The following is a 14,988-nucleotide window of genomic DNA, read 5'->3' on the forward strand; positions in this document are numbered from 1 at the left end:
AGTGATCCTCGAAAACCGGGCCGTTCTACGTATGTCTCGGTATCCGTACCACCTGTCCGTTCACCATGTGACCTGAGTCACGAAAGGCCGTCTTTGAGGCAACCGCTTGCCCGGGTCGTCCGTCTTTCTAAGTAGCGAATGAGGCGATACGGGGGAAATATCCCGTTGATGAGGGGGAAACACGTGACCGTGGCGCAACCTGACGTGAGCGTCGTCATCGGTGCGTACGAAGCGATGCCGTACCTGGTCGAGTGCCTGGCGTCAGTCGAGGCACAGACCATCGACCCGGGGCGCATCGAGGTCATAGCGGTGGACGACGGGTCCACGGACGGGACGGGGGAGTACCTGGAGGAGTTCGCGCAGCGCGTGCCCATGCCGGTCACGGTGATCCGGCAGGACAACTCGGGCGGCCCCAGCGGCCCGCGCAACGTCGGCCTGGGCAAGGCCGCCGGGCGCTACGTCTTCTTCCTGGACGCCGACGACCGGCTCGGGCCCGAGGCGCTGGAGCGCATGGTCGAGATGGGCGACCGCAACGGCACGGACGTGATCCTCGGCCGTGTCGAGGGCATCAACCGCAAGCCCCCGCAGTCGATGTGGGGAAAGACGCTCGAGCGTACGGACGTCTTCTCCTCCAACATCAAGTTCACACTGAGCGCGCAGAAGCTGTTCCGCCGCGAGTTCCTCGAGCGGCACGGAATGCGCTTCGACGAGTCGATGTGGACCGGCGAGGACGCGCTGTTCACGATGGAGGCCTATCTGCGGGCGAGCGGCGTCTCCTTGATCGCCGACTACACCTGCTACTACCTGGTGGGCCGCGACGACGGCAAACACGTGACGAAGAGCGGGAGTTACGTCCTGCGCTTCGACTCCGCGCGCGCCCTCATGAACCTGATAGCCGAGCACGTCCCCGCCGGGGAGCGCCGCGACGGGCTGCTCATCAGGCCCTTCCTGGTGACGCTGCTGCCGCAGTTCGGCCCCAAGTACCTCAAGGACAGCGAGAAGACGCGGCGGCACAAGTTCGAGCTGGCGAAGCCGCTGATGGAGGAGTACTGGAGCGAGGGCGTCGCCCGCCGCCTCAAGGTCGAGGAGCGGCTGCGGCTGCACCTGGTCGCCGAGGAGCGGCCCGAACTCCTCAAGGAGGTCGTGGAGTTCGTCAGGGCGAAGAAGCAGGCGGCCGCCCTCCTGGAGAAGAAGGGCCACCACGTCTACCTCGTCTACCCGTTCTTCCGCGACGCGGCGGCCGGCATCCCGGACTCGGTCTACCTCGCCGCACCCCGCGAGGCCCGCGCCTTCCCCGGCTACCGCGAACACTCCGCGGCCTCACTGCTGCGCAGGGCGGCCCGCAAGGCCCGCCGGATGCTCACGGCTCCCGGCGGGACGGCTGTGGCGGCCTGACGGCGCGCCAGGAGCGGGGAGTCGGGCGCGGGCGGTCAGAAGCGGCCGGGGCGGTGCTACTGCCGCCCCGACTGCAGCGCCCGGCGGATCGGGCGGCCCACGACCCGCCTGGCGCGGCGGTAGACGGACGCCGACGCCGCCGTACCGGACGTGGCGGCGCCCCGCTCCAGCTCCCGCTTCAACTGGGCGTTGTCCAGCGACAGTTCGGCGATACGGCTGTGCATCCAGCCGAACCGTGAGGTGAGCGAGGCCAGGTCGGCGTCGTTCCAGGGGCGGACGCCGGCCGGGAAGGTCAGCTCCTTCATGCGGGCCTCGAAGGCCGCGCCGCCGTCGCCGTGCGTGAACGTGTTCTCCAGGCCGTTGCGGTCCAGGAACGCCGTGAACCGCTCGAAGCGCTCCAGATGACCGCCGGAGAAGCCGGTGAAGTCGGCCTCCTCGTAGAGCTGAGCGGGGTCGAGCTCCGCCGTCAGCTTGTCGATGCGGCGGTGCGGGATGTCGAAGTAGCGGCACAGCTCCAGGGTCCGCGAGTCGCCGCACAGCACGGTGGCGGGCGTGCCCGCGAGCAGCGCCGCGATGTTGCCGTGGATGCGGGAGCCGAAGGAGAAGTCGTACCCGCGCAGGTCGTCGATCCAGGTCACCGGGTCGACGTAGACCCGGACCTTGTCCTCCCGGTACATCGGGTGGTCGGGGTGTGTCGGGATCGCTGTCACCCGGGCGTTCGGATGGGACAGGTCCCGCCAGTGCAACTGGCGCGCGTCGCTGAGGTTCTGGCCGATGAACGTCAGGTGCGGATAGCGGGCGTGGGCGCGGGCGATGACCTTGTCCAGGCCCTGCTTCTGCACCGCGCTGTGCGAGCCGTTGACCGCGATCCGGGAGTCGCCGCTCAGGGCCGACGCCCGCTTGGTCACGGCGAGTTCCTTGCCGTACATGAACAGCGAGGGGCAGCCGATCACCTCGACGTCGCGGAACCCGAGGTCCTTCAGGTACTTCTCGGTGAACTCGCCCCGCACCCCGATCGAGGCGCTGCGGTCGAGCACCGCGGAGACGAACTCGCGCACCGACGGCTCCATCGGCTTCAGCCGCGCCGCGTTGTAGCTCAGCCCGGCCTGCGCGCCGATGCCCAGCACCACGACCGGGATCCGCAGCCTGCTGATCAGCCGCGTCAACCGCTTCAGCTGGGGCTCGAACGACGGCCGGAACGCGTTGGCCAGCGGAACGACGAAGGCGTCGTACTCCTCGTTGATCCGGTCGGCCGCCGCCACCTCGGTCCGCACGCCGTTCGAGACGACCTCGGTGCCGGGTGTCTCGAGGATCTTGTGGGAGGCGTCACTGAAGATCAGATTGCCGGAGTTGGTGGCGATGACGTCCTGATGGAGGGCCTCCTCCACGGGAAAGACGTCGTAGGGGCTCTTCCCCGAGCGGAGGAGGATGCGCTTTTCGCGGTTAGGTGTGGGTGGCACAGAGTTCAAATTAGATTTACCTGCGCTTTGATTTCTACAGGCAACCAGTGCAACCTTTTTGCCGTATGCGACGCGTGAGCAAACGGTTACGTGGCGCCTGTCCGGGGACTGGACCGGCGCGCAGGACCCGGTCCCCTTCGCGTAGATTGCCGGGCGGGGAAGCCCGGGTGTGCGAGGGAACGGAAGAACAAGGTGGCAGGGGCAAGGCAGGCCGTGCGCGAGGCCCGCAGGATCGTCGTCAAGGTGGGTTCCTCGTCGCTGACCACCGCGTCCGGCGGCCTGGACGCCGACCGGGTCGACGCGCTCGTCGACGTCCTGGCCAAGAGCCGCAGCGGGGGAGAGAAGGAGATCGTCCTGGTCTCCTCCGGTGCCATCGCCGCGGGCCTCGCGCCGCTGGGCCTGCGCCGCCGGCCCCGGGACCTCGCCCGCCAGCAGGCCGCCGCCAGCGTCGGCCAGGGCCTGCTCGTCGCGCGCTACGCCGCCTCCTTCGCGCGCTACGGCGTCCGCGTCGGCCAGGTCCTGCTCACCTCCGACGACATGAGCCGCCGCGCCCACCACCGCAACGCCTCCCGCACCCTCGACAAGCTGCTCGCGATGGGCGCGTTCCCGATCGTCAACGAGAACGACACCGTCGCCACCGACGAGATCCGCTTCGGCGACAACGACCGCCTCGCCGCCCTCGTCGCCCACCTCGTCCACGCCGACCTGCTGGTGCTGCTGTCCGACGTCGACGGCGTGTACGACGGTGACCCCAGCAAGCCCGGTACCTCGCGGATAGCGGAGGTCCGCGGGGCCGAGGATCTCGCGCACGTCGAGATCGGCAGCGCCGGAAAGGCCGGCGTCGGCACCGGCGGCATGGTCACCAAGGTCGAGGCGGCCCGGATCGCGGCCGCCGCCGGCATCCCCGTGGTGCTGACCAGCGCGATCCACGCCGCCGACGGGCTGCACGGTGGCGACACCGGCACCTACTTCCACCCCGCCGGCAAGCGCTCCGCCGACCGGATGCTGTGGCTCCAGCACGCGTCCACCCCACAGGGCTCCCTCACGCTCGACGACGGTGCGGTGCGGGCGGTCGTCGAGCGGCGCAAGTCGCTGCTGCCGGCCGGAATCGCCGCCGTGGAGGGCGAGTTCAGCGCAGGGGACCCGGTGGAGCTGCGCGACACCGAGGGGCACGCGGTGGCCCGTGGGCTCGTCAACTTCGACGCCAAGGAGATCCCCCAGCTGCTCGGCCGCTCGACCCGGGAACTGGCACGCGAGCTGGGCCCGGCGTACGAGCGCGAGGTCGTGCACCGGGACGACCTGGTGATCCTGCATCCCTGACGCCCGTCAGCAGCGGAGCAGGGGGAACGCCTTGCTGAGCGGCCCGCCCCTGGGTGGACGTTCCGCGCCGTCTTCCCGGAGGCCGACCCCGGGACCCCCGGCCGAAAACGGGGGGAACGCCCGTTTCACACGTCGCCCTGAGGTGGACGTTCCGCAAAACCGCCCCACGAACCCTTGCGGCCTGCTCAACTTTGTCTCAGGGACACATTCCGCGCGAGCATCGCTCGACCGTTGCGTAAGGAGGCCGTCGTGAGACGAGTGCGCCCTGGGGCGGCGGCGTCCCGCGATGGCGCCGCCTCCCGCGCGGTCGGCGAGGAGCGCGCCCTGACCAGCGTCTCGGCCGGCGACCGGTACGAGGAGCCGGCCGAGCTGCCGCGCCTGTGGCATGTCACCCTCAGCGTCTCCGGCGAGGAGGCCCCCCTGAACGAGGTGCGGCGCGGCCTCGAGCAGCTCGCCCACGACCACCCCTTTCTGCTGACCAGCAGATATGCGGGCGACCACGCGGAGATCCGGTACTGGGAGGAGGCCCGCGACCTGCACGACGCGGCCGCCGTCGCCCTGCGCCTGTGGGGCGAGCACCGCCAGACCGCCAAACTGCCGCCCTGGGAGATCGTCGGCCTGGAGGTCATCGACCGCGAGACCTACCACCAGCGGATCGCCGAGGGCTACGGCCCGCCGCCCGCGAGCCCGGTGGGCGTCCACCCCTACTGAAATCGGCGCATGTCCTTTTCGGTGGTTCGGTGCGGTCCGCGAGGTCTGCGAGGTCCGCGAGGTCTGCGGGGCTTGTCTCGGTGTTTGGAATGCCCGCTGGACGCGCCCGTCCGGCGCACTAGGCTTCCCTCATGACCACGCTCTCGCCGTACGACTCCATGTCCCCGGTCACCCGGGCCGCCTACCGTGCCAAGGCCGCCGCCGCCGACCTCGCCCCGCTGCCGCGCGCGGTGAAGGACGACGCGCTGCTCGCCATCGCGGACGCGCTGGAGGTCCGTACGAGCGAGATCGTCGAGGCCAACGCCAAGGACATCGCCAAGGCCCGCGAGGCCGGTACCAGCGAGTCCATCGTCGACCGGCTGACGCTCACCCCCGAGCGGGTGCGCGCCATCGCCTCCGACGTCCGCGACGTCGTCGCGCTGCCCGACCCGGTCGGCGAGGTCATCCGCGGCTCGACCCTCCCCAACGGCATCGACCTGCGCCAGGTCCGCGTCCCCCTCGGCGTGGTCGGCATCATCTACGAGGCCCGCCCGAACGTCACCGTCGACGCCGCCGCCCTCTGCCTGAAGTCCGGCAACGCGGTGCTGCTGCGCGGCTCGGCCTCCGCGTACGAGTCGAACACCGCCCTGGTGAGGGTCATCCGGGACGCCGTGGGCGGCGCCGGGCTGCCCGCCGACGCCGTGCAGCTCGTCCCCGGAGAGAGCCGCGAGAGCGTGCGCGAGCTGATGCGCGCCCGCGGCCTGGTCGACGTCCTGATCCCGCGCGGCGGCGCCTCGCTGATCCAGACGGTCGTCTCGGAGTCCATCGTCCCCGTCATCGAGACCGGCACCGGCAACTGCCACGTCTACGTCGACGGCCAGGCCGACCTCGACATGGCGATCGACATCCTGATCAACTCCAAGGCCCAGCGGCCCAGCGTCTGCAACGCCGCCGAGACCCTCCTCGTCCACCAGGACATCGCCCCCGAGTTCGTGCCGCGCGCTCTGGACGCCCTCGCGGAGGCCGGGGTGACCGTCCACGCCGACCCGCGCGTGCTGGCATATGCCAAGGGCTCCAAGGCCACCGTCGTCGAGGCCACCCCGGAGGACTGGGACACCGAGTACCTCTCGTACGACATCGCCGCCGCGGTCGTGGACTCGCTGGACAAGGCCGTCGAGCACATCCGGCTGTGGACCTCCGGCCACACCGAGGCGATCGTCACCACCTCCCAGCAGGCCGCCCGCCGCTTCACCCAGCTGGTCGACTCCACCACGGTCGCGGTCAACGCCTCCACCCGCTTCACCGACGGCGGCCAGTTCGGCTTCGGCGCGGAGATCGGCATCTCCACGCAGAAGCTGCACGCGCGCGGCCCGATGGGGCTGCCGGAGCTGACGAGCACCAAGTACATCGTCACCGGCGACGGGCACATCCGGCGCTGAGCCGATGCGCCCCTGCGGGAGCCGGCGAGCGGGCCGGTGGGGGCGCATATGCGTCGGGCACGCGCGCCCGGTACGCGCCCGTGCGGCACGAGAGATGTCTCAGCAGGCAGATGAATTTCCATACCGTCTGCCCAAATTGACCCCCCAGGTCTACTCTGGATGCGTGCCGGAGGACGTGGGGGGCACGCCGTTCCCTGACGGCTGGGAGCCCGACGACGACCACGACCGCGGGGTGTCGGACGAAGAGTTCGCCTCCGTGGTCTTCGACGAGGCCTTCGTACGGGCGGCCGTGGTGCACGAGCCGACCGCCGTCGAACGCCTCCTTGCCGCCGCCCGGGCGAGAGCCGAGGCCTCCGAGGCGGAAGCCCGCCGGGCCCACGGCAGGCGCGAGCGCTACGAGGACGGGTACGGCCGCGAGAACCGCACCGGTTTCGGCCATGATCCCGATCTCGACGACCTGGACGACACCGACGTCCTCGAAGGCCGCTACGGCGCCCCGGGGACGTACGGAAAACAGGTCCGCTGGCACCGCCCCGTCGCCTGGATGCTCGCCCTCGTGATGGGCATCGGCATGGTCGCGCTGGCCTTCGCGGCGGTCTACCGGGGCGCCTCCGCGGGCAGCCGGGACCAGGTGCCGCCGCCCGCCTCGACCGGCCTGGAACAGGGCAGCGCGGCGCCTCCCTCCGCCTCCGCCGACTACTCTCAGCCAGCCGTCTCGGTGATCCCGCGCAATCCCTGAGCGGCGCCCGGAGCGCCCCCTGCGCGCTCACTTCCGGTCCTGGTGAGAACCTGTCAGAACTTGTCGTGTACCAGGGCGTTTACCGGGGCTCCCGGAGACCTACTCTGAAGATATGGGAGGGCCTGGAGACCCACCCGAGGGGACACCCGAGGGCGCCCCCGGGGGTGGTGGAGAGGACGAGTACCGATCCGTCGTCTTCGACGAGTCGTTCGTTCGCGCTGCCCGCCTCCAGGAGTTCTCCGCGCAGGAGCGCATGGCCGACCACGCGCCCGCCGTACGCCGCCGCCCGCCTCTTCGCCGGGGCCTGTCCCGGCAGGCGCTGATCCTGGTCCTGCTGATCGCTGTGGCCTTCGGGACCGCCATCTACATGGGTGTACGGCACCCCTACCAGACCCCCGCCGCCCGGCAGCCCGTCGAGCCTCTGCGGATGACCGTCATCCCGCTCTCCCCGCAGGGCAAGGTGCCCGGGGCGGTCGATGCCGAGTATCTGTACGCGCACAGCCCCGCCGCGCAGTTCCGCATCGGCGCCGAGGGCATACCGCTGCCCGCCTCGCGGCGCACCGCGCACTTCTCGGACAGCCAGGTCGTGGCCGCGCTGACCACGGCCAAGGACTACATCGTCCGCTCCTCGCTCTACCCCGAGGTCATCACTGGCCAGGAGGTCCGCCCCGTGCGCGTCATGCTCGACGGCGACCAACTCGACCAGTTCGACCAGAGTTTCGAGCATCCGACGGCCGACGGCCGGCACCAGCCCACCGGATGGCTGGTTCGCTTCGACCAGACCCGCGCCGAGCTCGCCGACCGCAAGATCCGGGTCCAGGGCACGCTGCAGGCCGCCGAGACCGACTCCGCCACCCTCGAGGTCACCGCGGACCACACCTTCGTCTACGCGCTGAAGCCGACCGGCGCCGACGCCAAGGCCCAGGTCTCCCTGTTCACCGTCCGGCGCGAGCTGCACTTCCGCTTCGACCGCGACGACCTCCGCCTGCACCAGGCCCAGCTCGTCGTCTCCTACGTCCAGGCCGGCCCGCTGTCCTGCGCCGAGGACTCGACCAACCACCTCCACCCGCTGCTGGCCGGCCAGACGGCCAGGGCGGGGGGCCCGGCGGGCACCGACCCGTATGCGACGGGCGGCGCCACAGCCCTGTGCGGTTCACTGGCGACGAGCGCGCAGCCGAGGGTGTGACCGGCCGGCCCGAGGCGTGAGGTGCAGCCCCCGAGGTGTTGAGTGACCGGTTGTGACTGCGGCTGTGACCGACCGGCGGGCGCTCCTGTCCCGCCGGTCGGTCACAGCCGGTCATGAACCGTCCGCGTCAGGCGCCGTCGCGCGGCGGAGTGTCCGTGGGCGGCTCGTCCTCCGTGTCCGTGTCCGTCGACGGCCGGTCCTGCGCCGGAGCCGAGCCAGCGAAGCCGCCGAAGCCGCGCCGCACCCGCCCGCCCAGGTCCCCGGCCCCACCGGTGATGTCGCTGACCAGCTTCATCAGCGGGTCCTTGGAGCTCTTCACATTGCTCGCGTAGCTCGCCGCCGACTCGCGGAACGAGTCCGAGACCGAGGTGTCCTTGTCCTCGTCGCGCCGCGGGTAGTGGCCGTCCATGATCCGCTGGTAGTCCCGGGACTCGGCCCACTTCTTCAGCTCGGCCGCGCGGATGGTGGTGAACGGGTGGGACCGCGGCAGCAGGTTCAGGATCTTCAGCACCGAGTCGCGCAGGTCGCCGCCCGCCTCGTACTCCTCGGCCTGCTGGAGGAACGCGTCCACGTTCATCTCGTGCAGGTGGTTGCCGCCCGCGATCTTCATCAGCCCGCGCATCGAGGCCTTCAGGTCCTGGCCCACCAGCAGGCCCGCCCGGTCCGCGGACAGTTCCGACTTGCGGAACCACTCGCGCAGGGCCGTCACGATCGCCATGATCGCCAGGGTGCCCAGCGGGATCCAGGCGACCCGGATCGCCAGGTTGGTCAGGAAGAGCAGGATCGTGCGGTACACGGCGTGGCCGGAGAGGGCGTGGCCCACCTCGTGGCCGATGACCGCCCGCATCTCCTCCTCGTCGAGCAGCTCGACGAGCCCCGTGGTGACGACGATGATCGGCTCGTCCAGGCCGATGCACATCGCGTTCGGCTGCGGGTCCTGATTGACGTACATCGGCGGGACCTTCTCCAGGTCCAGGATGTAACAGGCGTCCCGCAGCATGTCGTTGAGATGTGTGAACTGCTGGTCCGAGACCCGCACCGAGTCGGACAGGAACAGCAGCCTGAGACTGCGTTCGGGCAGCAGGCCGCTGAGCGCCTTGAAGACCGTGTCGAAACCGCTCAGCTTGCGCAGCGCCACCAGTGCGCTGCGGTCGGCCGGGTGCTCGTACGCACGCGAGGAGATCCCCGGGAAGCGCCGGCGCTGCCTGCTCGGTACGTTCTCGTGTCCGTTGTGCTCGTGGCCGTCGTCGGACATGTCTTCCCCCATGTGCGTGTGAGTGGCCCTTTGCGGACCTTTGTGCGGCCCTTTGCGCCCCCGAAGCAAGCCCCAGCCTAGGCGGAGTTACCGTGGACGGGCACTACACCGAAGGAGTCCATCACCATGGAGCACAACCCCGCAGCCGCCTGGCTCGTCGAGGCCACGAGCGCCGCCCAGCACCAGGGGCCGGGGGATCTGCTCCGGGTCGTACTGATCGTGATGATGGTGGGTTGCGCGCTGACCGGGTGGTTCCTGTTGCGGGGTTACAAGCAGAAGGACGACTGAGAACCGGTCCGAGTTCCCCAACGGCGGAGTCGGCGTGATGGCCGGTGAGGCGCCCGCTTACGATGGGCCGACATCTTTATCCCGCCCACACCGGATAGGTACTGCCGAAGATGAGCTTCCACAGCACCGCTGCCCAGTTGGTCACCCTCGCTGCCGAGGGCGAGGAGCACGGCGGCAACCACGAGAGCCTCAGCCCCTATGTCACCGGTGGCGGCGCCCTGTTCATCCTGCTGCTCCTGCTGTGGATCACGACCCGTTTCAACCGCGACCGCTGAGCCCCTCCCGGGTCGCCCCGGGGACCGGCCCTGCCGGACCTCCCAGGCCGGGCCGGTAGGGTCTGCACGCATGGGAGAGCAGGACATGCCTACCGGTCCGGCGAACGACACGGCCAACGGCACGGAGAACCGCCCGGAGAGCGCCACCGGCGCACAGCCGCGTCTGGCGAGCGGCTCCGGCAACGGCCCGTCGAATCCGGGCAAGCGCCGCCTGGGTGTCATGGGCGGAACGTTCGACCCGATCCACCACGGGCACCTCGTGGCGGCCAGCGAGGTCGCCGCGCAGTTCCACCTGGACGAGGTGGTGTTCGTCCCGACCGGCCAGCCGTGGCAGAAGACCCACCGCCATGTCTCCCCGGCCGAGGACCGCTACCTGATGACGGTCATCGCGACCGCCGAGAACCCGCAGTTCTCGGTGAGCCGCATCGACATCGACCGCGGCGGTCCGACCTACACCGTCGACACCCTGCGCGACCTCCGTGCGCTCAACCCCGACGCGGACCTCTTCTTCATCACCGGCGCCGACGCCCTCGCCCAGCTCCTGACCTGGCGCGACAGCGTCGAACTGTTCTCCCTCGCGCACTTCATCGGGGTCACCCGCCCCGGCCACCACCTGACCGACCGCGGTCTCCCGGAGGGCGGCGTCTCGCTGGTCGAGGTTCCCGCACTGGCCATCTCCTCCACGGACTGCCGTGCGAGAGTCGCCAAGGGAGACCCCATCTGGTACATGGTGCCGGACGGGGTCGTGCGCTACATCGACAAGCGCGAGCTGTACCGCGGCGAGTGAGCCGAGAGGGGCACCGGTGAACGACCGATACGACGCGGGATACAACGGCGACCACGACGACCGGTACGAACTCGTCGGCTACGACGAGTACGGCCGGCCCGTGTACCGGCAGTCCCCGCCGCAGCAGGCTCCCCAGCAGCCGTACGACCCGTACGCGCAGCAACAGGGCTACGGATACGACCCGTACGCGACCGGTCAACAGCAGCCGGTCCCGCAGCAGTACGACCCCTACGGCACCGGCCAGCAGCCCCCCGCGCCCTCCTACGACCCCTACGGCACCGGTGCGCCCCAGGGCGGCCAGGCCGGAGCGCCGTACGACCCCTACGGGCGGGCCGCGGCCAGTGGTCAGCAGCCCCGTGTCGCCGAGCAGACCGCCTACATCCCGCAGCAGGCCGGCCCGGCAGAGCCGGCGCAGGACGCGAGGACCCCGGAGCGGCCCGAACGGGACTACCGCACCGAGCAGTTCGCCTTCGTCGAGGATCCCGACGCCGAGTCCGAGGACGTCATCGACTGGCTGAACTTCACCGAGAACCGCACCGAGCGCCGCGAGGAGGCCAAGCGCCGCGCCCGCAGCCGCCTCGTCGCCCTCGTCGTGGTCCTGGCCCTGGTCGCGGTCGGCGGGGTGGGCTATCTCTGGTACGCGGGGAAGCTGCCGGGCCTGTCGTCGTCCAAGTCCAAGACCGGCACCGCGACGGCTGCGGGCGCCCAGAAGCGCGACGTGATCGTCGTCCACCTGCACAACACCACGAAGGGCGGCACCTCCACGGCGCTGCTCGTCGACAACACCACCACCAAGCAGGGCACCACCGTCCTGCTGCCCAACTCCCTTGCCGTGACGGACGACGACGGCAACACGTCCACCCTCGCCAAGTCGGTCCAGGACGACGGCTCCTCCGGCACCCGCGAGGCCCTCGACACGGTCCTCGGCACCGACATCGAGGGCACCTGGCGGCTGGACACCCCCTACCTGCAGAACCTCGTCGACCTCGTCGGCAACATCGACGTCGACACCAACGCCGACGTACCGGACCCGGCCGCCACGAAGAAGGGCGGCGCAGCCCTCGTCCACAAGGGCAAGGACCAGACGCTCAGCGGCAAGATGGCCGTCGCCTACGCCACCTACCGCGCCTCCGGCGAGGCCCAGAACGCCCAGCTGCAGCGCTTCGGACAGGTCATGCAGGGCGTGCTGCGCAAACTGTCCTCCGACCCGACGGGCGCGACCACCACCGTGCAGACGCTGGCGCAGATCCTGGACCCGTCCCTGACCGACAAGGACCTCGGCACCTTCCTCGCCAAGCTCGCCGACCTCGCCAAGGGCGGCGACTACAAGACCGCCCTGCTGCCCGTCCAGACCGACGGCACGCTGAGCGCGCAGGCCAGCGGCAGCGTGGTCAAGGACGTCCTCGGCGGCACCGCCAAGAGCCCCGACGAGGGCGCCGCGACCCGGGTCTCCGTACAGAACGCCAGCGGTGTGAAGGACAACACAGAGAAGGCCCGCGTCGTCCTCCTCAACGGCGGCTTCACCTTCCTGGAGGGCGGCACGGCCCCCGCCACCTCGGCCTCGTCCAAGGTCGTCTACACCGACACCGCCGACAAGGAGAACGCCACCGAGGTCGCCAAGACCCTGGGCCTCCCCGCAAGCTCGGTCACCAAGGGCAAGGTCACCTCGAACGCGGACGTCTCGGTCGTCCTCGGCCAGAACTACAAGCCGTCCTCGTCCTAGGCCGTCGGCCCGGGATGCAGCAGGAGACGACAGGAGACACAGGGGCCGCCCCACGTGATCCCCTAATCACGTGGGGTGCGCCCGGCGGTCCGTGAGACCCTTGGTGTCAAGTGACCGCCGACCGAAAGCCTCGTAGTGACCGCGACTGACCGTTCCATCGAGCTCATCACCACCGCCGCTCAGGCGGCCGCCGACAAGCTCGCGCACGACATCATCGCCTACGACGTCAGCGACGTCCTGTCGATCACGGACGCCTTCCTGCTGGCCTCCGCGCCCAACGACCGCCAGGTCAAGTCGATCGTCGACGAGATCGAGGAGCGGCTCCAGAAGGAACTCGGCGCCAAGCCGGTGCGCCGCGAGGGCGACCGCGAGGCCCGCTGGGTCCTGCTCGACTACGTCGACATCGTCGTCCACGTCCAGCACAGCGAGGAGCGAGTCTTCTATGCCCTGGAGCGGCTGTGGAAGGACTGCCCCGAGCTGGAGCTGCCCGCCGACGCGAAGGCCACCCGGGGCAAGGCCGAGGAGCACGCGAAGCTGCGTGCTGCCGAGGAGGCGGCCGACCTGGGCGGTGAGTGGTGATGAGCGCCACCGGTGAGGTCTCCGGCGGCAGGCCCGGCCGGGGACGCCGCGTCATCCTGTGGCGGCACGGCCAGACCTCCTGGAACGTGGAGCGCCGCTTCCAGGGCACCACGGACGTCGCGCTGACCGAGGAGGGCGTGGCACAGGCCCGCCGCGCCGCCCGGCTGCTCGTCTCCCTCAAGCCCGACGCGATCGTCGCCTCCGACCTCCAGCGGGCCGCGAACACCGCGGCCGAGCTCGCGGGGCTCACCGGCCTCGAGGTCACCCACGACGAGGGGCTGCGCGAGACCTACGCGGGCGTCTGGCAGGGGCTGACGCACCAGGAGATCATCGGGCGGCACGGCGAGGAGTACGCCGCGTGGAAGCGCGGTGAGCCGGTCCGCCGCGGCGGCGGCGAGCTGGAGACCGAGGTGGCCGAGCGCGCCGCCCCCGTCGTGCTGAAGCACGCCGAGAAGCTCCCCGACGACGGCACCCTCGTCGTGGTCAGCCACGGCGGGACGATCCGCACCACCATCGGACGCCTCCTGGGTCTGGAGGCCCACCACTGGGAGAGCCTCGGCGGTCTCTCCAACTGCTGCTGGTCCGTCCTCGGCGAGGGCGCTCGCGGCTGGCGCCTGCTGGAGCACAACGCCGGCACGCTGCCCGAGCCGGTGCTCGGCGACGACGACTGACCCCTCTGTGGCCTGCTCGCACCGGATTTCACTTTCCGGCAGGTCGCAGGCTAAAGTTCTTCTTGTTCGCCCCGCGGAGCGGGAAGAACCAAGGGGCTATAGCTCAGTTGGTAGAGCGCCTGCATGGCATGCAGGAGGTCAGGAGTTCAATTCTCCTTAGCTCCACAGATCGACACTCTGTTGAGTTGTCAAAGATCGATTGATGAGGATCCCATCCCTTCAGGGGTGGGATTTTTCATTGCGCCCAGGACTCACTGGACGGCGGCCACAACTGCTCCCTTCGCTCCCTCAGCAGTGCCGTGCGCTGTGCGGTCTCCTCGTCGTCCGGTGTATAGACGACGATCCGGCACTCCGGCATGCCGTTGACCGACAGGGACACCGACGTCATCCGCAGCTCGCCCCCGCTCGCGTGCCGGAAGACCTTCACTCGCCGCCCCGGCTCCGCCACGTCGCCGCTGTCCCACAGCCGGGCGAACAACGGGCTCACCGCCGACAGCCGCCGTATGAACTCCTCCCAGACCGGCTCCCCGGCATGCAGTCCGTACGCGGCGCGCAGGGTCGCCACCATGACCGGCAGCTCGGTCTCGCGGAACGCCAGCGGGCAGTCGTCCTCCGGCACCGTGAACAGCTTCCACAGCACGTTGGCGGGGCGGCCCGACGGTATTGGCTCCGTGAAGAACAGGTCGCGGTAGACGGAGTTGGCGGCCAGGATGTCGTAACGCGAGTTGTAGACCACCGCCGGGCGCGGGTCGAGGGCGTCGATGATGCCCTGGATCTCCGGGCCCACCCGCTGCGCGAGGGACTCCGGCGCGGACGCGTACGGCACCTCGGCCAGATGGTAGAGATGCTCCCGCTCCGGCGGATCCAGCCGCAGCGTGCGCGCCACGGCGTCCAGGACCTGCGCGGAGGCGTTGATCGGTCTGCCCTGCTCCAGCCACGTGTACCAGGTGACGCCCACGCCCGAGAGCTGGGCGACCTCCTCGCGGCGCAGTCCCGGTGTGCGGCGGCGCAGGCCCGGCGGCATGCCCACGTCCGCGGGTGTCACCCGGGCCCGCCTGCTGCGCAGGAACGCGGCCAGCTCGGGCCGCCGTCGGTGTGTGGTCGTCATCGTCACGTCCCCCCTCGTCACGACCATCCTCGATGCCGGACTTGTCCCCTGCCAGGTGCTGTCAGTACCAGCA

At 70.3% G+C, this 14,988-nt stretch carries 15 protein-coding genes and 1 tRNA gene; 13 read left to right on the forward strand and 3 right to left on the reverse strand.

Annotation, left to right across the window (positions count from 1 at the left end):
* Positions 1-183: 183 nt before the first annotated feature.
* On the forward strand, positions 184-1,395 hold the full coding sequence (locus tag OG303_RS32280) for a glycosyltransferase family 2 protein (RefSeq protein ID WP_405872825.1): 1,212 nt from the start codon (positions 184-186) through the stop codon (positions 1,393-1,395).
* A gap of 56 nt (positions 1,396-1,451) precedes the next feature.
* On the opposite strand, the gene OG303_RS32285 is transcribed toward OG303_RS32280, so the two are convergent.
* The gene (locus tag OG303_RS32285) at positions 1,452-2,855 is read right to left on the reverse strand and encodes a polysaccharide pyruvyl transferase family protein (protein WP_405872827.1); all 1,404 of its coding nucleotides are present in this window, start codon (positions 2,853-2,855) and stop codon (positions 1,452-1,454) included.
* Positions 2,856-3,068: 213 nt separating this feature from the next.
* Here OG303_RS32285 and proB point away from each other — a divergent pair, with 213 nt between their 5' ends.
* The 5 genes from proB (at position 3,069) to OG303_RS32310 (ending at position 8,229) form a co-directional block, all read left to right on the forward strand.
* Positions 3,069-4,175 (forward strand): glutamate 5-kinase, encoded by a 1,107-nt coding sequence (proB, locus tag OG303_RS32290; protein WP_405877600.1) that lies wholly within the window; start codon positions 3,069-3,071, stop codon positions 4,173-4,175.
* A gap of 258 nt (positions 4,176-4,433) precedes the next feature.
* On the forward strand, positions 4,434-4,886 hold the full coding sequence (locus tag OG303_RS32295; RefSeq protein WP_405877602.1) for a hypothetical protein: 453 nt from the start codon (positions 4,434-4,436) through the stop codon (positions 4,884-4,886).
* A gap of 131 nt (positions 4,887-5,017) precedes the next feature.
* Positions 5,018-6,304 (forward strand): glutamate-5-semialdehyde dehydrogenase, encoded by a 1,287-nt coding sequence (locus OG303_RS32300; protein ID WP_405872828.1) that lies wholly within the window; start codon positions 5,018-5,020, stop codon positions 6,302-6,304.
* 163 nt (positions 6,305-6,467) lie between these two features.
* Positions 6,468-7,043, forward strand: a complete 576-nt coding sequence (locus OG303_RS32305; RefSeq protein WP_405872829.1) for a hypothetical protein — start codon at positions 6,468-6,470, stop codon at positions 7,041-7,043.
* A 112-nt stretch (positions 7,044-7,155) separates the two neighbouring features.
* Entirely contained in the window at positions 7,156-8,229 is a 1,074-nt protein-coding gene (locus tag OG303_RS32310; RefSeq protein WP_405872831.1) for a hypothetical protein, read from the forward strand.
* A gap of 127 nt (positions 8,230-8,356) precedes the next feature.
* Here the strand turns inward: OG303_RS32310 and OG303_RS32315 are convergent, their stop codons facing one another.
* A complete protein-coding gene (locus OG303_RS32315; protein ID WP_405872833.1) occupies positions 8,357-9,484 on the reverse strand; it encodes a M48 family metalloprotease in 1,128 nt (375 codons plus the stop codon).
* Between the two features lie 126 nt (positions 9,485-9,610).
* Between OG303_RS32315 and OG303_RS32320 the strand changes: the two genes are divergently transcribed.
* From OG303_RS32320 to OG303_RS32350, 7 genes are all read left to right on the forward strand, one after another.
* On the forward strand, positions 9,611-9,772 hold the full coding sequence (locus tag OG303_RS32320) for a hypothetical protein (protein WP_405872834.1): 162 nt from the start codon (positions 9,611-9,613) through the stop codon (positions 9,770-9,772).
* A gap of 110 nt (positions 9,773-9,882) precedes the next feature.
* Positions 9,883-10,047, forward strand: coding sequence for a hypothetical protein (locus OG303_RS32325; RefSeq protein ID WP_361258049.1), 165 nt, complete (start codon positions 9,883-9,885; stop codon positions 10,045-10,047).
* A 70-nt stretch (positions 10,048-10,117) separates the two neighbouring features.
* The gene (gene nadD, locus OG303_RS32330) at positions 10,118-10,834 is read left to right on the forward strand and encodes a nicotinate-nucleotide adenylyltransferase (protein ID WP_405872836.1); all 717 of its coding nucleotides are present in this window, start codon (positions 10,118-10,120) and stop codon (positions 10,832-10,834) included.
* Positions 10,835-10,850: 16 nt separating this feature from the next.
* Entirely contained in the window at positions 10,851-12,557 is a 1,707-nt protein-coding gene (locus tag OG303_RS32335) for a LytR C-terminal domain-containing protein (protein WP_405872837.1), read from the forward strand.
* Positions 12,558-12,692: 135 nt separating this feature from the next.
* On the forward strand, positions 12,693-13,136 hold the full coding sequence (gene rsfS / locus OG303_RS32340; protein WP_405872838.1) for a ribosome silencing factor: 444 nt from the start codon (positions 12,693-12,695) through the stop codon (positions 13,134-13,136).
* Positions 13,136-13,807, forward strand: a complete 672-nt coding sequence (locus OG303_RS32345) for a histidine phosphatase family protein (RefSeq protein WP_405872839.1) — start codon at positions 13,136-13,138, stop codon at positions 13,805-13,807. The genes rsfS and OG303_RS32345 overlap by 1 nt, the downstream gene beginning before the upstream one ends.
* Before the next feature lie 92 nt (positions 13,808-13,899).
* A tRNA-Ala gene (locus OG303_RS32350) sits at positions 13,900-13,972 on the forward strand.
* Between the two features lie 70 nt (positions 13,973-14,042).
* Here OG303_RS32350 and OG303_RS32355 read toward each other — a convergent pair.
* Entirely contained in the window at positions 14,043-14,915 is an 873-nt protein-coding gene (locus OG303_RS32355) for a helix-turn-helix transcriptional regulator (protein ID WP_405872840.1), read from the reverse strand.
* Positions 14,916-14,988 lie beyond the last annotated feature (73 nt).

Source organism: Streptomyces sp. NBC_00005 (genome assembly GCF_045160215.1).
In the GTDB taxonomy this organism is placed as follows: Bacteria; Actinomycetota; Actinomycetes; order Streptomycetales; family Streptomycetaceae; genus Streptomyces.